The organism is Pseudomonas sp., from assembly GCF_048269965.1.
In the GTDB taxonomy this organism is placed as follows: Bacteria; Pseudomonadota; Gammaproteobacteria; order Pseudomonadales; family Pseudomonadaceae; genus Aquipseudomonas.
On the sequence record NZ_JBLWTV010000018.1, the window covers coordinates 25,474 to 48,644 of the forward strand.

19 protein-coding genes are annotated in these 23,171 nt (G+C 61.1%); 2 read left to right on the forward strand and 17 right to left on the reverse strand.

The features are described 5' to 3' along the window. Window positions 1-6: 6 nt before the first annotated feature. The 17 genes from hisH to mtnA form a co-directional block, all read right to left on the reverse strand. The gene (gene hisH / locus ACN0X6_RS18805; protein WP_417706280.1) at window positions 7-615 is read right to left on the reverse strand and encodes an imidazole glycerol phosphate synthase subunit HisH; all 609 of its coding nucleotides are present in this window, start codon (window positions 613-615) and stop codon (window positions 7-9) included. Then, the gene (gene hisF / locus ACN0X6_RS18810) at window positions 612-1,361 is read right to left on the reverse strand and encodes an imidazole glycerol phosphate synthase subunit HisF (protein ID WP_417706282.1); all 750 of its coding nucleotides are present in this window, start codon (window positions 1,359-1,361) and stop codon (window positions 612-614) included. The genes hisH and hisF overlap by 4 nt, the downstream gene beginning before the upstream one ends. Window positions 1,362-1,441: 80 nt before the next feature. After that, window positions 1,442-2,527: a DegT/DnrJ/EryC1/StrS family aminotransferase gene (locus tag ACN0X6_RS18815; RefSeq protein WP_417706283.1), complete on the reverse strand. Its 1,086-nt coding sequence runs from the start codon at window positions 2,525-2,527 to the stop codon at window positions 1,442-1,444. After that, entirely contained in the window at window positions 2,524-3,108 is a 585-nt protein-coding gene (gene wbpD / locus ACN0X6_RS18820; protein WP_417706284.1) for a UDP-2-acetamido-3-amino-2,3-dideoxy-D-glucuronate N-acetyltransferase, read from the reverse strand. Before wbpD ends, ACN0X6_RS18815 begins: the two co-directional genes overlap by 4 nt. A gap of 5 nt (window positions 3,109-3,113) precedes the next feature. Beyond that, window positions 3,114-4,064, reverse strand: coding sequence for a Gfo/Idh/MocA family protein (locus tag ACN0X6_RS18825; RefSeq protein ID WP_417706285.1), 951 nt, complete (start codon window positions 4,062-4,064; stop codon window positions 3,114-3,116). A gap of 66 nt (window positions 4,065-4,130) precedes the next feature. Next, window positions 4,131-5,432, reverse strand: a complete 1,302-nt coding sequence (gene wbpA, locus ACN0X6_RS18830) for a UDP-N-acetyl-D-glucosamine 6-dehydrogenase (protein WP_417706393.1) — start codon at window positions 5,430-5,432, stop codon at window positions 4,131-4,133. Between the two features lie 36 nt (window positions 5,433-5,468). Continuing rightward, complete coding sequence (locus ACN0X6_RS18835) at window positions 5,469-6,269, reverse strand: MBL fold metallo-hydrolase RNA specificity domain-containing protein (protein ID WP_417706287.1); 801 nt, start codon at window positions 6,267-6,269, stop codon at window positions 5,469-5,471. A 205-nt stretch (window positions 6,270-6,474) separates the two neighbouring features. After that, entirely contained in the window at window positions 6,475-6,759 is a 285-nt protein-coding gene (gene ihfB / locus ACN0X6_RS18840; protein ID WP_003243558.1) for an integration host factor subunit beta, read from the reverse strand. A gap of 426 nt (window positions 6,760-7,185) precedes the next feature. After that, window positions 7,186-8,868 carry a 30S ribosomal protein S1 gene (gene rpsA / locus ACN0X6_RS18845; RefSeq protein ID WP_017677358.1) on the reverse strand — a complete coding sequence of 561 codons (1,683 nt, stop codon included), beginning with the start codon at window positions 8,866-8,868 and terminating at the stop codon, window positions 7,186-7,188. 149 nt (window positions 8,869-9,017) lie between these two features. After that, window positions 9,018-9,683, reverse strand: coding sequence for a (d)CMP kinase (gene cmk / locus ACN0X6_RS18850; protein WP_079783982.1), 666 nt, complete (start codon window positions 9,681-9,683; stop codon window positions 9,018-9,020). Continuing rightward, window positions 9,680-11,920: a bifunctional prephenate dehydrogenase/3-phosphoshikimate 1-carboxyvinyltransferase gene (locus ACN0X6_RS18855; protein WP_417706289.1), complete on the reverse strand. Its 2,241-nt coding sequence runs from the start codon at window positions 11,918-11,920 to the stop codon at window positions 9,680-9,682. Before ACN0X6_RS18855 ends, cmk begins: the two co-directional genes overlap by 4 nt. Then, entirely contained in the window at window positions 11,917-13,026 is a 1,110-nt protein-coding gene (gene hisC, locus ACN0X6_RS18860) for a histidinol-phosphate transaminase (RefSeq protein ID WP_417706291.1), read from the reverse strand. The genes ACN0X6_RS18855 and hisC overlap by 4 nt, the downstream gene beginning before the upstream one ends. 624 nt (window positions 13,027-13,650) lie before the next feature. Then, complete coding sequence (locus ACN0X6_RS18865; protein ID WP_417706293.1) at window positions 13,651-14,022, reverse strand: endonuclease domain-containing protein; 372 nt, start codon at window positions 14,020-14,022, stop codon at window positions 13,651-13,653. A gap of 285 nt (window positions 14,023-14,307) precedes the next feature. Beyond that, window positions 14,308-15,414: a prephenate dehydratase gene (pheA, locus tag ACN0X6_RS18870; RefSeq protein ID WP_178094176.1), complete on the reverse strand. Its 1,107-nt coding sequence runs from the start codon at window positions 15,412-15,414 to the stop codon at window positions 14,308-14,310. Beyond that, window positions 15,414-16,499: a 3-phosphoserine/phosphohydroxythreonine transaminase gene (gene serC, locus ACN0X6_RS18875; protein ID WP_417706295.1), complete on the reverse strand. Its 1,086-nt coding sequence runs from the start codon at window positions 16,497-16,499 to the stop codon at window positions 15,414-15,416. The genes pheA and serC overlap by 1 nt, the downstream gene beginning before the upstream one ends. A gap of 126 nt (window positions 16,500-16,625) precedes the next feature. Further along, on the reverse strand, window positions 16,626-19,394 hold the full coding sequence (gene gyrA / locus ACN0X6_RS18880) for a DNA gyrase subunit A (protein WP_417706297.1): 2,769 nt from the start codon (window positions 19,392-19,394) through the stop codon (window positions 16,626-16,628). 345 nt (window positions 19,395-19,739) lie between these two features. Then, window positions 19,740-20,816 (reverse strand): S-methyl-5-thioribose-1-phosphate isomerase, encoded by a 1,077-nt coding sequence (gene mtnA, locus ACN0X6_RS18885; RefSeq protein ID WP_417706299.1) that lies wholly within the window; start codon window positions 20,814-20,816, stop codon window positions 19,740-19,742. Between the two features lie 160 nt (window positions 20,817-20,976). Between mtnA and ACN0X6_RS18890 the strand changes: the two genes are divergently transcribed. Next, the gene (locus ACN0X6_RS18890; protein WP_417706301.1) at window positions 20,977-22,296 is read left to right on the forward strand and encodes a TRZ/ATZ family hydrolase; all 1,320 of its coding nucleotides are present in this window, start codon (window positions 20,977-20,979) and stop codon (window positions 22,294-22,296) included. A gap of 171 nt (window positions 22,297-22,467) precedes the next feature. After that, on the forward strand, window positions 22,468-23,166 hold the full coding sequence (ubiG, locus tag ACN0X6_RS18895; RefSeq protein WP_417706302.1) for a bifunctional 2-polyprenyl-6-hydroxyphenol methylase/3-demethylubiquinol 3-O-methyltransferase UbiG: 699 nt from the start codon (window positions 22,468-22,470) through the stop codon (window positions 23,164-23,166). The last annotated feature ends 5 nt before the right edge of the window (window positions 23,167-23,171 follow it).

Genomic DNA, 23,171 nt, shown 5'->3' on the forward strand with positions numbered 1-23,171 from the left:
CCGGGCTCACAGCGACAGGTAATTTTGGAAAATCCGGATGCCGGCCTCGCGGCTCTTCTCCGGATGGAATTGCACACCGAACACATTATCGCGTTGTACTGCCGAGACGAATTGATGCCCGGCATATTCGGTCAGCGCAATGATATTGGTGTAGTTCTGTACTTCAAAGGTGTGCATGAAATACAAGGACTCGTCGCTGCCAAGGCCTTTGAGCAGAGGGGAATCACCTTGCACCGCGACGCGGTTGAACCCCATATGGGGCACGACGCCCTTGCATTGCATCGCGCGCACTTCACCTCGAATAAGGCCCAACCCCTGAGTTTCGCCATATTCGAAACCGACATCACAGAGGATCTGCATGCCCAGGCAGATGCCCAGCAGCGGACGACCGCCTGCAGCCCATTCACGTACCGCACCGGCCATGCCGGACGTGTTCAGCTCGGCCATACCGTCGGTAAAACTGCCCACGCCCGGCAAGACCAGCTTATCGACATTGACCAACTCATTCGGGGTCTTGATCACCCGTGGCTGCGCACCAGCCAACTCCAGAGCACGAACAATGCTGAAGGTATTACCTGCCGATCCGTAATCGACGACGCCTACACATTGGCTCACAGGGCCACCTCCACACCGTTTTCTTTCAGATGACGCTTGATCTGACCGATATCGGCCTGACCATAATGCAGCACCGATGCCACTGCGATCCCGCTGGGTCTGGCCTGTTTAGCGACATCCAGGATGTGGTCCAGGCTGCCTGCCCCGCTCGCCGCGACGACCGGGATACGCACGGCATCAACCACTGCACTGATCAACTCGACATCGAAGCCACGTCGACGACCATCGGTATCGACCGACTGGAGCAGAATCTCACCAACACCCCGCTCTTGCGCTTCCTTTACCCATTCCAGCAGGTCACGCCCCGAAGGGATGCGCCCGCAGTCGCTATAGCAAGTCCAGCCGCCCTGAGGTAACCGCTTGGCCTCCACGTTCAGCACGACCGACTGGCCACCGAACACACGTGCGGCGGCGTCGATGATCGCAGGCTCGCAGAGGGCACCGGTATTGATGACAACTTTGTCGGCGCCGTTATGGAACAGTCGGGTAAAGTCTTCGACCGTGCGCACACCGCCACCGACAGCAAAAGGCACCAGCAGGTTGCGAGCGGTTGCGGCAATTTGATCCAGCAGAATCTCGCGCCGGTAAAGGCTGGCCACGATATCCACGTAGAAGACTTCGTCAGCCCCTTGCTCGTAGTACGCGCGAGCCAATTCTTCGGGCAGACCGATCTTGCGCAATCCTTCGAAATGAACGGGTTTCACCACCTGAGGCGGCTTGACGTCCAGCTTTGCGATAACCCGCATACAGCACCTCAAACTTCCATAAATTATAAAAATCGAACCGTTCGCGCTGCATAGGCGGCGGCAATGGATCCGAACGATCGTTACCGACTGGCTGCCAGATGCGAAACGACCGTATTGACTTGGTCAGCGGTCAGATAAGGATGCATCGGCAAACTCATGACCCGGCTGGCGACAAGGTCACCAATGGGCAAGCGGGCCAGGTCATCGCTGACGGCCGGCTGGCGATTGAGCGGTATAGGGTAATGCACGGCGGTTGGCACACCCAAGGTTTTCAACGTTTCCTGCACCCGGTAGCGCTCTGCGACCTGGACAGTGTATTGCGCCCATGCACTGCTGTTATGCGCCTCGACGAAAGGGACAGCGATGCTAACCGCCTGCAACGCTTCGGCATACATGCCTGCCACACGCTGGCGCTGCGTCAACTCGGACTCGAACACCTCAAGTTTGGGCAACAGCACTGCCGCCTGCAGCGTATCCAGTCGGCTGTTCACTCCAACCCGCACATGGTGATAACGACGATCCTGGCCATGACGCGCGATCTGGCGCATTACTTTGGCCAACTCGTCATCGTTGGTGAAAATCGCTCCGCCATCGCCATAACAACCGAGAGGTTTGCTGGGGAAGAAACTGGTGCAGGCAATAGTGGTCAGGTTGCAGGAACGCTTGCCTTTGTAGGTAGCTCCGAAACTCTGCGCGGCATCCTCGATCACCGGGATACCGTATCTGGCAGCAATCGCATTGATCGCGTCGAAGTCCGCGCATTGACCATACAGCGAAACGGGAATGATCGCTTTGGTACGCGGCGTGATAGCGGCCTCGAGCAATTGCGGGTCGAGGTTGTAGGTGCGTGAATCGACGTCCACGTACACCGGCTTGGCCCCTAACAGGGCAACGGTCTCGGCAGTGGCGATGTAGGTGAAACCCGGGGTGATCACTTCATCGCCCGGACCGATGCCCAGCGCCATCTGCGCAATTTGCAACGCATCGGTGCCGTTGGCCACGCTGATGCAGTACTTGGCACCCACGAAGGCCGCCAGCCTCCCCTCCAACTCGGCCACTTCAGGGCCGAGAATGTACTGACCGTGGGCCAGCACCCTCTGGATGTTGGCATCGATCTTGTCTTTGATCAGAGCCTGCTGAGTCTTGAGGTCGATGAACTCGATCACTGGGCTTGCTCCTTGCTCAGGATATTGCCGCAGAGCACATAGCGCTCCCCGGAATGAATGCATGCTGCACTCCCCTCCCCGGTAAGCGGCAGATCCAGTTGCTCGCCATGCTCGCTCATCCAGCCTATATGACGGGCAGGAACACCTACCATCAGCGCATAGGCCGGAACGTCCCTGTTGACTACCGCACCTGCACCGATGAAGGCGAACTCGCCAATGGTGACGCCGCAGACGATGGTGCAGTTGGCCCCCAGTGTGGCGCCTTTCTTCACCAGTGTGTCACGGTATTCGCTCTTGCGTTCGATCAGCGATCGCGGGTTGTAGACGTTGGTGAATACCATGCTCGGGCCACAGAAGACGCCTTCCTCGAGCATGACGTTGTCATACACCGAGACGTTGTTCTGAATCTTGCAGTGATCGCCGATCAGCACCTTGTTGCCGACGAATACGTTCTGCCCCAGGGATACGCCTTTGCCGATCCGGGCGCCCGCGCATACGTGGACGAAATGCCAGACGCGCGAACCTTCGCCGATCTGTGCGCCCTCATCGACGATGGCGCTGGGATGCTGATAATGGCTCATAGGGTTCAACCCAGCAGGCGCGCAAGGAACGGGTGATCTTCACCGTTCTGAGCACGAGTAGCGGCCAGGGTGCGGATGGTCTCAACGGTTTCCACGCAGTGGCGAGCGTCCTCGATTCCATATCCATCGCCATTAAGAATGGCCTGGTAGCTGACAGTGTGCAGGTCAGTGAAGCCCTCGGAAAACTCGATCTCGACCCCATCACAGGTGATGGAGCGGTAAGTCGGTTTCTTGCCCTTTACCGCATCAGGCAGGTCGTTCGCATCGATGGAGAGGAACCAGCGAACGCGAGCATTCTCGTACTCCAGGTAGCCGGTAGCCTTGTAGTTATCGACGTAATGCACCACGTTGCGCTGCAGCGCGCCGAAGATGAAATGCAGCATGTCGAAGAAATGCACACCAATATTCGTGGCGACGCCAAAGGATTTGCGCGGATCGCCCTTCCAGCTCTCCATGTACCACTTGCCGCGACTGGTAATGTAGGTCAGCTCGACTTCGTGCTTGTGCGCTTTGTCGTCGGCGCTCACGCGCTTTTTCAGATCGATGATGGCTTGGTGATGCCTAAGCTGCAGAATGTTGTAGAGACGCTTGCCCGTTTCACGCTCTACCAGAGAAAGGTCATCGAGCAGTTCAGTGGTCGGCACCAGCGGCTTTTCACAGATGACGTCGCAACCTAGACGCAAGCCAGCCGTGATGTGCGGATGGTGCAGATAGTTCGGCGAGCAGATCGAGATGTAATCGAGGGTAGTCGACGGATCACGCTTTAGGCGCGAAGCATAATCATGGAACCGCTCGAACTCGGTGAAGAACTCGCTCTGCGGCGAGATGCTATCGATGATACCGACCGAGTCATTGATGTCATAAGCACAGACCAGCTGGTTACCGGTGTCCTTGATGGCGCGCATATGGCGTGGAGCGATATAGCCGGCAGCGCCGAGTAGAGCAAATCTTTTCATGTTTGTTTCTCGCGACGGAGGAGCAGGCCGGCATGCACAGCGCGCACGCCGACCTGCATACCAGAATCAGGCCTTGATGATGTTCGCGTGCGGAGTGCGATATTTGCCGCGAGTATCGACGATCAGCCGCGCCTGAGACCGGATTAGCTCGTAATCGAAGCGCTCATGATCGGTGGCCAAAACCACGGCGTCGAAGCTGGCGATGTTCTCGGCGGTCAGAGGCTCACTGCTCAGGTCGAAGTGATGCTCACGCATCTCCGGGAACGAAGGCACGTGCGGGTCGCTGTAGGCAACGATGCCGCCTTTGGCCTGAATGAGTTCCATGATTTCCACCGAGGGAGATTCACGCATATCGTCTACGTTCTTCTTGTAGGCAATACCCAACACCAGGACACGGCTGCCCTTGAGTGCCTGCCCACGATCATTCAATCCATCCATCAGCTTGCCGAGCACATACTCGGGCATGGCTTGGTTGACCTCGCCCGAAAGCTCGATAAAGCGGGTATGCAAGCCGTACTCACGCGCCTTCCAGGTCAGGTAGAACGGGTCGATCGGGATACAGTGCCCACCCAGGCCCGGTCCGGGATAGTACGGGGTGAATCCAAAGGGTTTGGTCGCAGCCGCATCGACCACCTCGAAGATATCGATACCCATGCGATCAGCGACCACTTTCATTTCATTGACCAAGCCGATATTCACCGCACGGTGAATGTTTTCCAGCAACTTGGTCATTTCTGCAGCTTTAGTTGAGCTAACCGGCACGACCTGGTCGATTGCCTGCTCATATAGGGCAATACCGACCTGCAGACAGGCAGGTGTATGACCACCAATTACCTTGGGGATGGTTCGGGTTTCGAAATCGGGGTTACCTGGGTCCTCGCGCTCTGGCGAATAAACCAGAAAAATACTCTCGCCGACCTTCAGGCCTGTCGACTCGACACGCGGCAGCAATTCTTCTTCAGTTGTGCCGGGATAAGTGGTGCTTTCCAACGAGACCACCTGCCCAGCACGGAGGTACGGTGTGATCGCGTCCGTCGTATTGATCACGAAACTCATGTCAGGCTCGCGATACTTGTTGAGTGGAGTCGGCACACAAAGAATCAATGCATCGCACTCACTGGCTCGGGCAAAGTCGCAGGTGGCCTCAAAACCGCTCGCACACGCCTTCGATATATGCTCACCGGCGATATGCTCGATGTAGCTCTGACCAGCATTGAGTTTGTCAACCTTGACAGTATTGATATCAATTCCAAGCACGCGAAAACCGATGGCGTTATAACGCAGCATCAACGGCAAGCCGACATAGCCGAGACCGACAATGCCTACCAATGCTTCCCGGCTTCTGAATTTATCGATATACGCCTGCAGCGAATCAGCCTTCACTATTACACTCCATCACAAACTTCACGAAATTACGATTTTTAGAGTCTTGTCAGCCGCGTCATAGCGCTGATGCAGAATCGATGCAAGCTGGTGCTTGGCTTCAAGCTCGCCATGCACGATACGAACCTCTGACGGCCAGTGCGTCACTCTGGTAACAAAGCTAGCCAGTCCTTTCTGATCTGCATGGGCAGAATAGCCGCCTATGGTATGCACCTGAGCCCGAATGTCATAGCGCTGCCCGTCAAATTCCACATAGCCACTACGTGGACCAAAGCGCTGCATCCGTCTCCCGGTGGCGCCATCCGCCTGATGGTCGATGAGCAGCACGTCCTGCTGCTCATCACCCAGCATGGCCTTGGGATAGTTGACGATGCGCCAACTGGGACACAGTCCGCTGCCGACGATAGCGATAGCCGGCTGAGCGGTTTGCGTTAAGGCGGTGATACACCGCTCGAGATACCACGCGACTTGTTTCTGGCCGCGACTAAAGCCGAGCCTGAAAGTATTATCGAGGACGATGAGCAGCGCCCTGACCGACGGCTCACTACTGAGAATTGGGCGTTTGCAACCGGCTGCGAGGAAGCAGGGTATGGGGCCAGCATGGTCGACATGAGCAGTGACTGCGACCAGCGCCTTTATACCGCCCAGAGAGAATTCGAGCGCAAGGCTGCCAGCGCCTGCCCGACCTGCAGGAGAGGTTCCCGCCCTTTGAAAAAGACCACGACCAATCGGCAGCGCATGCTCATCATCCATACGTAACGGATGGCATGAACCTGCCACGCCTGTTACGGCGTCGTGATGAGCAATGGAGGGGTACCGCACGAGTCAATCCCTTAACGCTGGCAAAAAATTAAAGGGACTCGGCCCAGTAGTGCGGAATACGATCGAGAACAGCGAAGTGCAAATACGTTCAACAAGCCATTAAAAGGCCACTAGCTTGAAAGCCCGCACATTTTGACGGTTTTTTTCTGTTTGGCAAGCACAACGAAATACTGGCGCCGTCAGGTCGACTCCTACCGCAAGAAAATCACTCGTCCTCATTGACCCGATCACGCAGCTCCTTGCCCGGTTTGAAATGCGGCACGAACTTGCCATCCAGGCGAACAGATTGGCCGGTTTTCGGGTTGCGCCCTACGCGCGGCGCGCGATAGTGCAGCGAGAAGCTGCCAAAGCCGCGAATCTCGATGCGATCCCCCGTGGCCAGTGCCTGGGACATTTGCTCCAGCATGGTCTTGATGGCCAACTCGACATCCTTGGAGGACAGCTGACCCTGATGAGTGACAATTCTTTCGATCAACTCCGACTTGGTCATGGTTTTCCCTTCTTTTTCAAGCGGCTAGAAGACTCGACGGTTCGGTTGTAGCACGCGGGTCAGCTTTTGAACAGCCTAAAAAACAAGGTGTTAGCGCAATCTGAGGACAGAACCGCGCCACACGACACGCAAGTGGCTTGCATCGGGACATAAAACGGCTTGCCGCCCCAGGATTGGCAAGCCCCCCCCTGGACAGCCGAACCAAAGCGCATCCGCGCACCCGGCGATCAACGACAGGCAAAAAGCTTCGCGAGCAGAGCTTTCTTCAACCAGCAGCGCACCGTGACGACCGAGCGTGCCGACTGCCGTGGGGATGCACTGCGTACCAGAGCCACACATCGCTTGGTGCGCGCGGCGCACCCTACGGAACACAGAAACGAAAAAGGGCGGCCCGAGGGCCGCCCTTTTTTGATGAATTACCCGAACTTAGTTCTGGTTTTCCATCTGGGCACGGATCAGATCACCAATGGTGGTCGGGCCGGTGCTTTCAACGTCTTGCTTGTTACGCAGTTCCTTCATCGCGTCCTTCTCGTCTTCAACGTCTTTCGACTTGACGGACAGGCTGATGACGCGGGACTTGCGGTCGACGCTGATGATCTTGGCTTCTACTTCGTCGCCTTCTTTCAGGACGTTGCGCGCGTCTTCAACGCGGTCACGGCTGATTTCGGAGGCTTTCAGGGTAGCTTCGATCTCGTTGCCCAGGTCGATGATGGCGCCCTTGGCGTCTACTTCTTTCACAACGCCACGGACGATGGTGCCCTTGTCGTTGATGGAGACGTAGTTGCTGAACGGATCGTCTTCCAGCTGCTTGATGCCCAGGGAGATGCGCTCGCGCTCCGGGTCAACCGACAGGATGACGGTTTCCAGCTCGTCGCCCTTCTTGAAGCGACGCACGGCTTCTTCGCCGGCTTCGTTCCAGGAGATGTCGGACAGGTGAACCAGGCCGTCGATGCCGCCGTCCAGACCAATGAAGATACCGAAATCGGTGATCGACTTGATGGTGCCGGAGATCTTGTCACCCTTGTTGAACTGGCCGGAGAAGTCTTCCCACGGATTGGTCTTGCACTGCTTGATACCCAGGGAGATACGACGACGCTCTTCGTCGATGTCCAGAACCATGACTTCCACTTCGTCGCCGACGTTGACGACTTTCGACGGGTGGATGTTCTTGTTGGTCCAGTCCATTTCGGAAACGTGTACCAGGCCTTCCACACCCTCTTCCAGCTCGGCGAAGCAGCCGTAGTCGGTGAGGTTGGTGACGCGGGCAACAACGCGGGTGTTTTCCGGGTAACGAGCCTTGATGGCAACCCATGGGTCTTCGCCCAGCTGCTTCAGGCCCAGGGATACGCGGTTACGCTCGCGATCGTACTTCAGAACCTTGACGTCGATCTCGTCGCCAACGTTGACGATCTCGGACGGGTGCTTGATGCGCTTCCAGGCCATGTCGGTGATGTGCAGCAGGCCGTCTACGCCGCCCAGGTCAACGAACGCACCGTAGTCGGTGAGGTTCTTGACGATACCTTTGACCTGCTGGCCTTCCTGCAGGGATTCCAGCAGAGCTTCGCGCTCGGCGCTGTTCTCGGCTTCCAGGACGCTGCGACGGGAAACGACAACGTTGTTGCGCTTCTGGTCCAGTTTGATGACCTTGAACTCGAGCTCTTTGCCTTCCAGGTGAGTGGTGTCACGCACCGGACGGACGTCAACCAGGGAACCCGGCAGGAACGCGCGGATGCCGTTGACGTCAACGGTGAAGCCGCCTTTGACCTTACCGTTGATAACGCCCTTGACCACTTCTTCAGCGTTGAACGCAGCTTCCAGAACCAGCCAGGACTCAGCGCGCTTGGCTTTCTCGCGGGACAGCTTGGTTTCACCGAAGCCATCTTCAACCGCGTCCAGCGCGACGTGGACTTCGTCACCGACCTTGATGGTCAGCTCGCCTTGTTCGTTGAAGAACTGGTCGAGCGGGATGACGCCCTCGGACTTCAGACCGGCGTGGACGGTAACCCAGTCACCGTCGATGTCGACCACGATACCGGTGATGATGGCGCCCGGTTGCATGTCGAGGGTTTTCAGGCTTTCTTCAAATAGTTCTGCAAAGCTTTCGCTCATGTTGATTCCTGTTGATCAAGGGCGGGGATTCGCCCAAACCACATTCCAGACCATGTGGGTTCGTTCATGTAAAAAGAGGCCTACGGGACAAGGACTGGTCTCCCGTATGCCTCCTTGCGAGTCCGTCAGCTTATAGCAGCTGCGACTCTCTACCCGGCAAGATCGCGATCAGCGACCTCGCTCAGAATTCGTTCAAGTACCTGCTCGATGGAAAGCTCGGTGGAATCCAGCACTATTGCATCGGCTGCCGGCTTGAGCGGAGCCACCGCGCGCTGGGTATCGCGCTCGTCGCGCGCCCGTATCTCGTCGAGAAGACTCGCGAGATTAACATCATCGCCCTTGGCCTTCAACTGCAAGTAACGGCGACGGGCACGTTCCTCGGCGCTGGCGGTCAGAAAGATCTTCAGCGGCGCGTCGGCGAACACCACGGTGCCCATGTCGCGGCCGTCGGCCACCAGGCCGGGCATTTCCTGAAACGCACGCTGACGCTGCAGCAGCGCCTCACGCACAGCAGGCAGCGAGGCGACCATGGACGCGCCCGCCCCTATCTGCTCGTTACGGATGGCGTCGGTCACCTCTTCGCCTTCGAGGATGATGCGCTTGTCGATGAACTGTACGTCCAGATGCGCAGCCAACTGCTTGAGCGACTCTTCATTGGTCAGATCGATGCCGTGGTTGCCAGCGGCAAAGGCCAGCAGGCGATAGAGCGCACCGGAGTCGAGCAGGTTCCAGCCCAACTGCTTGGCCAGCAGCGCGCACAGCGTGCCCTTGCCCGACCCGCTCGGCCCGTCGACGGTGATTACCGGGGCGCTCATGCGTTGCCCTCTACGGCCACATTGATACCGACTTCGGCCGCCAGAGCGAGGAAGTTGGGGAAGGAAGTCGAGACGTTGGCGCAGTCATGGATGCGGATCGGCGCACTGGCGCGCAGCGAAGCGACGCTGAAGGACATGGCAATGCGGTGATCGCCATGCGCCCAGACTTCGCCGCCGCCAATGGCGCCGCCTTCGATAATGATGCCGTCCGGGGTCGGCTCGGCCTTCACGCCCAGCGCGATCAGGCCATCGGCCATGACCTGGATGCGATCGGACTCTTTCACCCGCAGCTCTTCGGCGCCGCGCAACACGGTGCGACCTTCAGCACAGGCGGCGGCGACGAACAGCACCGGGAACTCATCGATGGCCAGCGGCACCAGGTCTTCCGGAATGTCGATGCCCTTGAGCCTGGCCGCACGCACACGAATGTCAGCCACTGGCTCGCCGCCGACTTCACGCTGATTTTCCAGGGTGATGTCGCCGCCCATCAGTTTGAGAATGTCGATCACACCAGTGCGCGTCGGGTTGATGCCGACGTGCTCGAGCACCAGTTCGGAGCCTTCGGCGATGCTGGCCGCGACCAGGAAGAAGGCCGCCGAGGAGATATCCGCCGGCACTTCGATACGCGTGGCGGTCAGCTTGTGGCCGGACTCGACACAGGCCGTGCTGCCGTCGACGCTGACCGGGTAGCCGAAGCCGCGCAGCATGCGCTCGGTGTGATCACGGGTCGGCGCCGGCTCGGTCACCGAGGTGCTACCGGCTGCGTACAGGCCGGCCAGCAGCAGGCAGGATTTGACCTGGGCGCTGGCCATCGGCATTTCGTAGGCCATGCCGGTCAGGCGTTGACCGCCCTTGATGATCAACGGCGGGCGACCTTCCGGGCCGGTCTCGATCACCGCACCCATTTCCCGCAGCGGCTTGGCCACGCGGTTCATCGGGCGCTTGGACAGCGAGGCATCACCGGTCAGGGTGGTGTCGAACGGCTGCGCGGCCAGCAGGCCGGAGAGCAGGCGCATGGAGGTGCCGGAGTTACCCATGTACAGCGGGCCAACCGGGGCTTTCAGACCATGCAGGCCGACGCCATGGATGGTCACGCGACCATGGTGCGGGCCTTCGATGACCACGCCCATGTCGCGGAATGCCTGCAGCGTGGCCAGGGCGTCTTCGCCCTCGAGGAAGCCTTCGACCTCGGTGGTACCTTCAGCCAGCGAACCCAGCATGATCGAGCGGTGCGAGATGGATTTGTCACCCGGTACGCGGATACGTCCAGCCAGCGAGCTACCAGGTTTTGCCAGGAAAATCAGATCGGTCGAGTGCATAGCGTCCACATAGGCCCTGCGGGCCAGAATTTTGCTGAAATGTTCGCGGGCCACGCGGGCGCGCGTGAACACGCCCAGCAGTTGATGCCCATCCCCGGCGTCGACCGCGTCGCGCAGGGCGTCGAGGTCGTCGCGAAACGTATCCAGTGTGCGCAGCACGGCCTCGCGGTTGGCGAGGAAGATATCGTGCCACATCACCGGATCACTGCCGGCGATCCGCGTGAAGTCACGGAAACCGCCAGCGGCATAGCGGAAAATTTCCAGGTTCTCGCTGCGTTTGGCCAGCGAGTCGACCAGGGTAAAGGCCAGCAGATGCGGCAGATGGCTGGTGGCGGCGAGTACCTGGTCATGATGCTCGACCTCCATCGCCTCGACATCCGCACCCAGCTCGCGCCACAGTCCTTCGACCAGCGCCAGAGCAGCCTCATCGCTGTACTCGCACGGAGTCAGGATGACCTTGTGGCGACGGAACAGCTCGGCGTTGGCCGCCTCTACCCCACTCTGCTCGGAGCCCGCAATGGGGTGACCGGGCACCAGGCGCACAGCCTTGCCGGAAAATGCCAGGCGCGCCGCACGCACGACATTACCCTTGGCGCTACCGACGTCGGTCAAGACGGCATTGCCGAGATCAATCCTGGCCAGTTGAGCCAGCAGCTTCTCCATGGCCAGGATAGGCACTGCCAGCTGGATGACATCAGCCCCCTGACAGGCGGCTGCGAGGTCGCTCTCGCAACGATCGACAACCCCCAGCTGGACCGCCAGACGACGCGATTCGGCGTCCAGATCGACCCCCACCACCTCCCGACACAGACCGCGTTCACGCAGCCCCTTGGCGAAGGAACCGCCGATCAGGCCGAGGCCGACCACCACCAGGCGGCCGATCTTAGGTGCGTTCGATTGCACTGCAGTGACAGTCACGCCGACAGCACCTTGGCCAGTGCGTCGAGGAAACGCGCGTTCTCTTTCGGCAGGCCGATGGAGACGCGCAGGAAATTCGGCATGCGGTAACCGGCCATCGGCCGCACGATCACCCCTTCACGCAGCAGCGCCTGGTTGATCGCGGCGGTGTCGCGAGCAAAATCGACGGCGATGAAATTGCCCTTGGAGGCAATCCAGCTCAGGCCCAGGGCACGCAAGCCCTCTTCCAGCTGCTGCATGCCGGCATCGTTCAGGCGACGGCTCTCGGCCAGGTAATCGACATCGGCCAGCGCGGCGCAGGCTGCGGCCAGCGCGAGGCTGTTGACGTTGAACGGCTGACGCACGCGGTTGAGCACATCGGCGATGGCCGGCGAGCTGATGGCGTAGCCGACACGCAGCGAAGCCAGGCCGTAGGCCTTGGAGAAGGTGCGCGAGACCAGCAGGTTCGGGTAACGCGCCAGGTAATCCAGGCCGTCCGGCAGTTCGTCGCCCTCGGCGTACTCGATATAGGCTTCGTCCAGCACCACCAGTACCGATTCCGGCACCTTGGCCAGGAAGGTTTCCAGTGCATCCGGGCCGAACCAGGTACCGGTCGGATTGTTGGGGTTGGCGATGAAGACCACGCGGGTGTTGTCGTCGATGGCCGCGAGCATCGCCTGCAGGTCGTGAGCGTAATCCTTGGCCGGCACGATCTTGCCCTGCGCACCGACTGCCTGGGTGGCGATGGGGTATACCGCGAAGGCGTAGTCGCTGAACACGGCGTTGAGGCCGGGCGCCAGGTAGGCACGGGCAACCAGTTCGAGGATGTCGTTGGAGCCATTGCCAAGGGTCACTTGCGCGGTGTCGACGCCGTAGCGAGCGGCCAGGGCAGTCTTGAGGCTGAAGCCGTTGCCATCCGGGTAGCGGGTCAGCTCGTCCAGTTCGGCACGAATCGCCGCCAGTACCTTGGCACTGGGGCCGAGCGGGTTCTCGTTACTGGCCAGCTTGACGATACCGAGCGGATCGAGCCCCAGCTCACGGGCCAATTCATCGACTGGCTTGCCGGGCACATAGGGGGACAGCTTTTGCACGCCTGGCTGGGCCAGGGCGATGAAATCACAGCTCATTTACAAACCTCTTCAATCCAATTGCTCGCGGAACGTCCCACCCTCACCCCTAGCCCCTCTCCCAAGGGGAGAGGGGAACCGGGCGGTGGCGGCTGCAAGACCGGGTTCCGCCAGTTGCATCCCTAACCAGAAACGCCAGCAATCCAACCTACTCACGCTGAAAGCCCAACCCTCACCCCTAGCCCCTCGGCTTTGGCCTCCTGCGTCGCCCTACCTCCTGCATCCATGCAGTCGTCTCCCAAGGGAGAGGGGAACCGGTTGGTGGCGGCTGCAAGACCGGGTTCCGCCAGTTGCATCCCTAACCAGAAACGCCAGCAATCCAACCTGCTCACGCTGAAAGCCCAACCCTCACCCCTAGCCCCTCTCCCAAGGGAGAGGGGAACCGTACAGAGGCGACCGCAATATCTGCATCCATGCTGCCCTCTCCCAAGGGAGAGGGGAACCGAGCGGTGGCGGCCGCCATATCTGTATTCCCTCAACTCGCCCAACGCCTGAGCCTACTTGGACCCGCCTTTACCACCCAACGATCAGAGAACGGATTTCACCCGCATGCAGCCAAGCCCGAGGCGACTGCGCGTCTGCTCCCCTCTCCCTCCGGGAGAGGGGTTGGGGGTGAGGGGGCTTTCAGCGATCAGAAGCAATCCGCTCACTAGCCACCCGATAAATCTCCTGCAACACAGCCTCGGTTTCTTTCAAGGCCTGATCGTTCCAAAAGCGCAGCACCATGATGCCTTCGCGCTCTAAATCCGATGTTCTTGCAGCGTCGTCCTCACCACCATGCTGCGAACCATCCAGCTCGACCGCCAATTTCGCCGCCTCACAGTAGAAGTCGAGGATATAAGGCGGCAACGGGTGCTGCCGGCGAAACTTCAAACCGCCCAGCCGCCCCGACCGCAGGCGATACCACAGACGCACCTCGACATCGGTTGCCGTCGCACGCAACTCCCGCGCACGCTGCTTATGCCATGCAGGAAGCGGTCTGTGCTTGGGTGGCATCCTTGCCCTCTCTTTAAATTGTGATAACCCCTACCCTCACCCCCAAGAGGGGAGACAAGCAAGGCCGCAATCTCTTCGCTACGAAGATCATACAGCTGCACACACTTGATCAAACCCCACCCTACATCTCCGCTCTTCCGTGGGAGAAGGAGGACAAGCAAAACGGCGCAGAGCTGAAATCTATGTCCAGGCTAACGATCGTACTGACTGCACGTGATTGATCAAACTTTCACCGTACACCTCCCCTCTCCCTCGGGAGAGGGGCCGGGGGTGAGGGGCTTTACCTCAGAGCACCGCCTTCGGATAAGAACCCAACACCTTCAGCGCCACGGCTTCCTGCGCGAGCTTTTCCAGCACATCCTTGATCAGCGGATCGCGGTGATGACCAACGAAATCGATGAAGAACACGTAGGTCCACTTGCCGCTGCGCGACGGACGGGTCTCGATGCGAGTCAGGTCGATGCCGTTGTTGTGGAACGGCACCAGCAATTCATGCAGCGCGCCTGGCTTGTTGCGCATGGAGACGATGATCGAGGTCTTGTCGTCGCCGGTCGGCGGCACTTCCTGGCTGCCGATGATGAGAAAGCGCGTGGAATTGTCCGGGCGATCCTCGATCTTCTCGGCCAGCTTGGTCAGGCCATACAGATTGGCCGCCATGTCGCCGGCGATGGCCGCGCTGTTCCACTCGCTCTTCACGCGCTTGGCCGCGTCGGCGTTGCTGGAAACCGCCACGCGCTCGACGTTCGGGTAGTGCGCGTCGAGCCACTTGCGGCACTGCGCCAGCGACTGGGCATGGGAGTAGATGCGGGTGATCTTGTCGGTCTTGGTGGTTTCACCCACCAGCAGGTGATGGTGAATGCGCAGCTCGACTTCGCCGCAGATGACCATGTCGTGCTCGAGAAAGCTGTCGAGGGTGTGGTTGATCGCGCCCTCGGTCGAATTCTCCACCGGCACCACGCCGAAGTTGACAGCGCCTGCAGCCACCTCGCGGAACACCTCGTCGATGGCCGCCATCGGCACGCTGATCACCGCGTGACCGAAATGCTTCATCGCCGCCGCCTGGCTGAAGGTGCCTTCAGGGCCGAGATAAGCGACTTTCAGCGGGTTTTCCAGCGCCAGGCAGGAGGACATGATTTCGCGGAACAAGCGCGCCATTTCCTCGTTGCCCAGCGGCCCTCTGTTGCGCTCCATCACGCGCTTGAGCACCTGAGCTTCGCGCTCGGGGCGATAGAAGACGGGCGACTCGCCCTCCTTCAATTCCTTCATCTTCACCCGCGCGACTTCTTCGGCGCAGCGTGCACGGTCGCTGATCAGCTCGAGAATACGTTCGTCGAGGTTATCGATGCGCACACGCAGCGCTTGCAGTTCCTGCTCCGAGATTACATCCGTCATCAGGCGTGCTCCTTCTCGAACTCGGCCATGTAGGCCACCAGCGCCTCGACTGCATCCATACCAACAGCGTTGTAGATCGAGGCACGCATGCCGCCGACCGAGCGATGCCCTTTCAGGTTGAGCAGGCCACGCGCATCGGCGCCGGCGAGGAAGGCCTTGTCCAGCTTCTCGTCAGCCAGGCGGAACGGCACGTTCATCCAGGAGCGCGCGTTATGGGCGATGGGGTTGCTGTAGAAGTCGCTGTCGTCGATGGCCTTGTACAGCAGGTCCTTCTTGGCGCGGTTGATGCGCTCCATGGCCTCGACGCCGCCCTGCTCCTTCAGCCACTGGAAGACCAGGCCGGACAGGTACCAGGAATAGGTCGCCGGGGTGTTGTACATCGAACCGTTATCGGCGGAGACCTTGTAATCGAGCATGGTCGGGCAGCTGGAACGGGCGCGACCGAGCAGATCTTCACGGACGATCACCACCACCAGGCCGCTCGGGCCGATGTTCTTCTGCGCGCCGGCGTAGATCAGGCCGAACTGCGACACATCCAGCGAGCGCGAGAGGATGTCCGAGGACATGTCCGCGACCAGCGGGATATCGCCGATCTGCGGCACCCAGTCGAACTGCAGGCCGCCGATGGTTTCGTTGCTGCAGTAATGCACGTAGGCGGCGTCTTTCGACAGCTGCCAGTCGTTCTGCCCGGGAATGGCGAAGTAATCATGCGCCTTGGCGCTGGCGGCGACGTTGATGGCACCGTAACGACGCGCCTCTTCGATGGCCTTCTTCGACCAGATGCCGGTTTCCACGTAGTCGGCCACGCCGTCTTCCGGCAGCAGGTTCAGCGGAATCTCGGCGAACTGCTGGCTGGCGCCGCCCTGCAGGAACAGCACCTTGTAGTCGTTGGGCACAGCGAGCAGATCACGCAGATCCTGCTCGGCCTGGCTGGCGATGGCCACGTACTCGTCGCTGCGATGGCTCATCTCCATCACCGAGAGACCCTTGCCTTGCCAGTCGAGCATCTCGGCCTGGGCGCGTTGCAGTACAGCGGTCGGCAGCGCGGCCGGGCCGGCGCAGAAGTTAAAAGCTCGCTTGCTCACGTCTGTCTCTCTCAGATTCACAGAACGCCACCACCAGGCGATGGCATGTCCACACTGTCACCGTGCTTGTGGGAGGCGCTTTGGCGGCGGCAGTCGCGGCCAAAGCCCCTCCCACCGAGCCCGACTTTATTCCTCGCTGCCTTCCTCGGCGTCGGCGACGGGTGCTTCGGCGCTGTCGGCGACTTCAGCGCCCTCTTCGCCTTCGACCAGTTCGTCCTCTTCCACCGGAGTCGGCTCCTGCACACGCTCCAGGCCAACCAGGGTCTCGTCCTTGGCCAGCTTGATCAGGGTCACACCCTGAGTGTTGCGGCCGGAGCTGGAGACTTCGTCGACACGGGTACGCACCAGGGTGCCCTGGTCGGAAATCAGCATGATTTCCTCGCCGTCCTGCACCTGGATGGCGCCAACCAGCTTGCCGTTACGCTCGCTGGTGACCATGCCGATCACGCCCTGACCACCACGACCGCGACGCGGGAACTTGCCCAGACCGGTACGCTTGCCAAAGCCGCGCTCGGACGCAGTGAGAATCTGCGCGCCGGACTCCGGAATCAGCATGGAGATCAGTTGCTGATCCTTGCCCAGGCGCATGCCGCGCACACCGCGAGCGGTACGACCCATGGTGCGCACCTTGCTCTCGGCGAAACGCAGCACCTTGCCGGCATCGGAGAACAGCATGACTTCCTTGGCGCCGTCGGTGATGGCGGCGGCGATCAGGGTGTCACCCTCCTCCAGCTTCAGGGCGATCAGGCCGGCGCTGCGCGGTCGGCTGAACTGCACCAGCGGGGTCTTCTTCACGGTGCCGAATGCGGTGGCCATGAAGATGAAGGCGCCAGTCGGCTCGGCAACCAGTTCCGGGGTTTCACCCTCGACTTCTTCGACCTCTTCGGCCTCCACCACTTCAACGGCTTCGCCTTCGATCACCACACCGTCGTCGTCCAGGTCTTCGTCGGCACCGGCGCTCTGCTGCAGCGCTTCGAGGTCGATCTGCAGCATCGCGGTGATGCGCTCGCCCTCATCCAGCGGCAACAGGTTGACCAGCGGGCGACCGCGCGCGGCGCGCGAGGCCTCGGGAATCTCGAAGGTACGCAACCAGTACACCTTGCCCTTGCTGGAGAACAGCAGCAGGGTCGCGTGACTGTTGGCGACCAGCAAGTGCTCGACGTAGTCCTCGTCCTTCACCCCTGTGGCCGACTTGCCCTTGCCACCACGACGCTGCGCCTCGTAGGCGGCCAGCGGCTGGCTCTTGGCGTAGCCACCGTGGGAGATGGTGACGACGCGCTCTTCTTCGGTGATCAGGTCGGCAATGGTCAGATCCAGACGCGAGGCGACGATCTCGGTGCGACGGGCATCGCCGAACTCGGCCTTGACCTTCTCCAGTTCCTCGCGGATGACTTCCATCAGGCGCTCGGGGCTGGTCAGGATGCGGATCAGCTCGCCGATCAGGCTGAGGATTTCCTGGTACTCGGCCAGCAGCTTCTCGTGCTCCAGGCCGGTCAGGCGGTGCAGGCGCAACTCGAGGATGGCCTGGGCCTGTTCCGGCGACAGGTAGTACTTGCCGTCACGCAGGCCGAACTGTGCATCCAGACCTTCCGGGCGGCAGGAGTCGGCACCGGCGCGCTCGACCATGGCCTCGACGGCGGACGATTCCCAGGCCGTGGCGATCAGGCGCTCCTTGGCCTCGGCCGGGGTCGGCGAGGCCTTGATCAGCTCGATCACCGGGTCGATGTTGGACAGGGCTACCGCCTGGCCTTCGAGGATGTGGCCACGCTCACGCGCCTTGCGCAACTCGTAGACGGTACGGCGGGTCACCACTTCGCGGCGGTGACGGACGAACACCTCGAGCATGTCCTTGAGGTTCATGATCTTCGGCTGACCGTCGACCAGCGCCACGACGTTGATGCCGAACACGCTCTGCATCTGGGTCTGGGCGTACAGGTTGTTCAGCACCACGTCCGGCACTTCGCCGCGACGCAGTTCGATCACCACGCGCATGCCGTCCTTGTCGGACTCGTCACGCAGCTCGGTGATGCCTTCGATCTTCTTCTCTTTGACCAGCTCGGCGATCTTCTCGATCAGACGCGCCTTGTTCAGCTGGTACGGCAGCTCGGTGACCACCAGCTGCTGGCGACCGCCGACCTTGTCGATGTCCTCGACCTCGACGCGGGCGCGGATGTAGATGCGCCCACGGCCAGTGCGATAGGCCTCGATGATGCCGGCACGACCGTTGATGATGCCAGCGGTGGGGAAATCGGGACCCGGGATGTACTGCATCAGGTCATCGACGGTCAGGTCGGCGTTGTCGATCAGCGCCAGGCAACCATCGATCACCTCGGAGAGGTTGTGCGGCGGGATGTTGGTGGCCATGCCCACGGCGATACCGCTGGAGCCGTTGACCAGCAGGTTCGGCACCTTGGTCGGCATGACCGCCGGGATCTGCTCGGTGCCATCGTAGTTGGGCACCCAGTCGACGGTTTCCTTGTCCAGGTCGGCCAGCAGCTCGTGCGCCAGCTTGGTCATGCGCACTTCGGTGTATCGCATGGCTGCGGCGTTGTCGCCGTCCACCGAACCGAAGTTGCCCTGGCCGTCGACCAGCAGGTAGCGCAGGGAGAAGTCCTGCGCCATACGCACGATGGTGTCGTACACCGCGGTGTCGCCGTGCGGGTGGTATTTACCGATCACGTCACCGACCACACGGGCGGATTTCTTGTAGGGCTTGTTCCAGTCGTTGCCCAGCTCGCTCATGGCGTAGAGCACACGACGGTGTACCGGCTTCAAGCCATCGCGCGCATCCGGCAGCGCACGCCCGACGATCACGCTCATCGCGTAGTCGAGGTAGGACTGTTTCAGCTCGTCTTCGATATTGACCGGGAGGATTTCTTTGGCCAGTTCGCCCATGAGAAGCCTGGTTCCTTTTTCTGGTGAAACTCCGCGTCATTCTTCCTGAACGCCATGGAGCTCGTCGCGATAGCCTCAAGCCATCAGCGACTCACGACAAATCAACGAGTTATGTCACGATTCGATGCAGTGAAGGTGGCTGCAGTCAGCCCCCTTGAAAACTGCCGGAGATTACCACAAAGCGCGCCACACACCTACCCCGCGAACCCTCATCGAGAACCGGAGCAGGCGCGACGAAAACAGGCGAAACGACCGGCCCGCAGGCGCTGCCGTGCGGCCAATGAAAGCAAACGCTTCGCCACGGGGGCGGGGCTCCTGCAATGAGCAAGCCGCTGCTCGATCAGCTCAGTGCAGACGCTTGCGACACATCAGCTGCGCCAGTTTGGCGCTGTCGGGACGCTCGATCACGCCTTTCTCGGTCACGATGTAGTCGACCAGATCAGCCGGCGTCACATCGAACACTGGATTGACGGCATGCACGTCAGCCGCCACCCGATGCCCCGCCACCTCCAGCAGCTCACGACCATCGCGCTCCTCGAGCACGATGTCTTCGCCGCTTTCCAGGCTCATGTCGATGCTCGAACTGGGCGCCACCACCATCAGGCGCACGCCGTGGTGCATGGCGTTGACCGCCAGCTGATAGGTGCCGATCTTGTTGGCCACATCCCCATTGGCGGTGATGCGATCGGCCCCGACGATGACCCAGGTAATGCCCTTGGTTTTCATCAGGTGAGCGGCAGCGGCATCGGCATTGAGGCAGACCGGCACGCCGTCGCCAGCCAATTCCCAGGCAGTCAATCGCGCACCCTGCAGCCAGGGGCGGGTTTCATCGACATAAACCTGCTCGACCAAACCCTCCAGATACGCCGCGCGGATCACCCCGAGCGCCGTACCAAAGCCGCCGGTCGCCAGCGCACCGGCATTGCAGTGCGTCAGCAGCACCTGCGGATTGCCCTGATGCTTGCGAATCAGCTCCATGCCCAACTGCGCCATGGTCAGGTTGGCCTCACGGTCGCTGAGATGAATGCCCACCGCCTCGGCCTCCAGCAGCGCCAGGATGTCGTCGCCATCCTTGAGTCGCGCCAGGCGCTCACGCATACGCTGCAGGGCCCAGGACAGGTTTACCGCAGTGGGGCGCGAGCGCTCGAGACAGGCAAAATCCGCCTCCAGCGCCTCACGCCAGTCACCACCCGCCTGCAGCCGAGCACGGGCACCCAGCACCAGGCCATAGGCAGCAGCAATGCCGATAGCCGGCGCGCCACGCACCACCATGTCGCGAATCGCGTCTGCCACTTCGGCGGCAGAATCGAAGCGCAACCAGGTCTGCCGATGCGGCAGCAGGCGCTGATCGAGCAGGTACAACGCACCATCGCGCCACTCGATTGCCTGAACCTTCTCCACCGCCAGCAATTGCTCGCGCATCGTGCACTCCATCTGTCACCGCCAAAAAGTCGCGGATTATACGCAGACCGACCGAGGCCAGCCGAACAATCCGGCACGGCCTCACGACTTCAAGCCAGGGGCGTTCATCTATACACTGGCGACCTTCCTTGCATCGATCAAGCCAGACGGACAATCCCCCATGCCCGAAGCCCCTCTCGACCTCCTGCTCCTGCCCTCCTGGCTGGTGCCCGTTGAGCCGGCCGGGGTGGTGCTACGCGACCATGGCCTGGGCATCCGCGACGGGCGCATCGCGCTGATCGCACCGCGCAGCGAAGCCCTGCGCCACCCGGCAACGGAGGTGCGAGAGCTGCCGCAATGCCTGCTCGCCCCCGGGCTGATCAACGCCCACGGCCACGCGGCGATGACGCTGCTGCGCGGCATCGCCGACGACCTGCCCCTGATGACCTGGCTGCACGAGCATATCTGGCCCGCCGAAGGTAAGTGGGTCGACGAGGATTTCGTCCGCGACGGCACCGATCTGGCCATCGCCGAACAGATCAAGGGCGGCATCAGCTGCTTCTCCGACATGTACTTCTACCCGCAGACCGCCGCCGAATGCGTACACGACGCCGGCGTGCGCGCACAGATCACCGTTCCCGTGCTGGACTTCCCGGTACCCGGCGCACTCAACGCGGCCGAAGCACTGCGTACGGGCCTGCAGCTGTTCGATGACCTCAAGCAGCACCCGCGCATCCGCATCGCGTTCGGGCCCCACGCGCCTTACACCGTCAGCGACGACAAGCTCGAGCAGATTCGCGTGCTGGCTGACGAGCTGGATGCCGGCATTCATATGCATGTGCACGAAACCGCGCAGGAAGTGGCCGAAGCCGTCAGCAAGCACGGTGAACGCCCACTGGCGCGCCTGGCTCGTCTCGGCCTGCTCGGCCCGCGCTTCCAGGCGGTGCACATGACGCAGATCGATGACGAGGACCTGGCGCTGCTGGTGGAGCACAACTGCAGCATCGTGCATTGCCCTGAATCCAACCTCAAACTGGCCAGCGGCTTCTGCCCGGTCGAGCGCCTGTGGCAGGCTGGCGTCAACGTCGCCATCGGTACCGATGGCGCCGCCAGCAACAACGACCTCGACCTGCTCGGCGAAACCCGTACCGCCGCGCTGCTGGCCAAGGCCGTCGCCGGCTCCGCCACTGCCCTGAACGCTCACAGTGCCTTGCGCATGGCCACCTTGAATGGCGCCCGCGCACTGGGACTGGAAACACAGACCGGCTCGCTGGAACCGGGCAAGCTCGCCGACGTGGTCGCCTTCGACCTTTCCGGCCTGGCCCAGCAACCGATCTACGACCCGGTATCGCAACTCATCTATGCCAGCGGCCGCGACTGCGTGAAGCATCTGTGGGTTGGCGGCAAGCAGTTGCTGGACGACGGCCGCCTGACCCGCATGGACGAAAGCGCGCTGATCGCCAAGGCCAGGGAATGGGGAGCCAGGATTGCCAAAAGGTAGCCCGGATGAAATCCGGGAAGAATGCAGCCGCCCCGGATTGCATCCGGGCTACGCTGACGAAACGACTGCGACAAACTGACATACATTGAACGAACCCGCGCCGCCCCACGCCCGTTCTTAAACTGGCAACATAGCGGCGATACGCTTTCCATGCTTTGAATAGAGATGCTTATGAGCAACGTCGACCGCGCCGAAATCGCCAAATTCGAGGCCCTGGCACACCGCTGGTGGGACCGCGAGAGCGAGTTCAAACCCCTGCACGACATCAACCCGCTGCGAGTCAACTGGATCGACGAACGCGTCGGCCTGGCTGGCAAGCGGGTACTGGACGTCGGTTGTGGCGGTGGCATCCTCAGTGAGGCCATGGCCCAGCGCGGCGCCACGGTGATGGGTATCGACATGGGCGAAGCGCCGCTGTCGGTCGCCCAGCTGCACCAGCTGGAGTCCGGCGTCGAAGTCGACTACCGGCAGATCACCGCCGAAGCGCTGGCCGAGGAGATGCCGGGCCAGTTCGACGTCGTCACCTGCCTGGAAATGCTCGAGCACGTGCCCGATCCCTCGTCGGTCATCCGTGCCTGCTACAGACTGGTCAAGCCCGGCGGCCAGGTGTTCTTCTCGACCATCAACCGCAACCCCAAGGCGTACCTGTTCGCCGTGATCGGCGCCGAGTACATCCTGCGCCTGCTGCCGCGTGGCACTCACGATTTCAAGAAATTCATCCGCCCCTCCGAACTGGGCGCCTGGAGCCGCGCAGCCGGGCTGGAGGTCAAGGACATCATCGGCCTGACCTACAACCCTCTGACCAAGCACTACAAGCTGGAAGCAGACGTCGACGTCAACTACATGATCCAGACGCTGCGCAAGGAGTAGGCCGC

Excerpts from the sequence above, each read along its gene's own strand:
- hisF (WP_417706282.1), bottom strand. The coding sequence starts at position 1,361 with ATGCGGGTTATCGCAAAGCTGGACGTCAAGCCGCCTCAGGTGGTGAAA.
- wbpD (WP_417706284.1), bottom strand. The coding sequence starts at position 3,108 with ATGAGCCATTATCAGCATCCCAGCGCCATCGTCGATGAGGGCGCACAG.
- ACN0X6_RS18825 (WP_417706285.1), bottom strand. The coding sequence starts at position 4,064 with ATGAAAAGATTTGCTCTACTCGGCGCTGCCGGCTATATCGCTCCACGC.
- ihfB (WP_003243558.1), bottom strand. The coding sequence starts at position 6,759 with ATGACCAAGTCGGAGTTGATCGAAAGAATTGTCACTCATCAGGGTCAG.
- rpsA (WP_017677358.1), bottom strand. The coding sequence starts at position 8,868 with ATGAGCGAAAGCTTTGCAGAACTATTTGAAGAAAGCCTGAAAACCCTC.
- cmk (WP_079783982.1), bottom strand. The coding sequence starts at position 9,683 with ATGAGCGCCCCGGTAATCACCGTCGACGGGCCGAGCGGGTCGGGCAAG.
- hisC (WP_417706291.1), bottom strand. The coding sequence starts at position 13,026 with ATGAGCTGTGATTTCATCGCCCTGGCCCAGCCAGGCGTGCAAAAGCTG.
- ACN0X6_RS18865 (WP_417706293.1), bottom strand. The coding sequence starts at position 14,022 with ATGCCACCCAAGCACAGACCGCTTCCTGCATGGCATAAGCAGCGTGCG.
- pheA (WP_178094176.1), bottom strand. The coding sequence starts at position 15,414 with ATGACGGATGTAATCTCGGAGCAGGAACTGCAAGCGCTGCGTGTGCGC.
- gyrA (WP_417706297.1), bottom strand. The coding sequence starts at position 19,394 with ATGGGCGAACTGGCCAAAGAAATCCTCCCGGTCAATATCGAAGACGAG.
- mtnA (WP_417706299.1), bottom strand. The coding sequence starts at position 20,816 with ATGCGCGAGCAATTGCTGGCGGTGGAGAAGGTTCAGGCAATCGAGTGG.
- ACN0X6_RS18890 (WP_417706301.1), top strand. The coding sequence starts at position 20,977 with ATGCCCGAAGCCCCTCTCGACCTCCTGCTCCTGCCCTCCTGGCTGGTG.
- ubiG (WP_417706302.1), top strand. The coding sequence starts at position 22,468 with ATGAGCAACGTCGACCGCGCCGAAATCGCCAAATTCGAGGCCCTGGCA.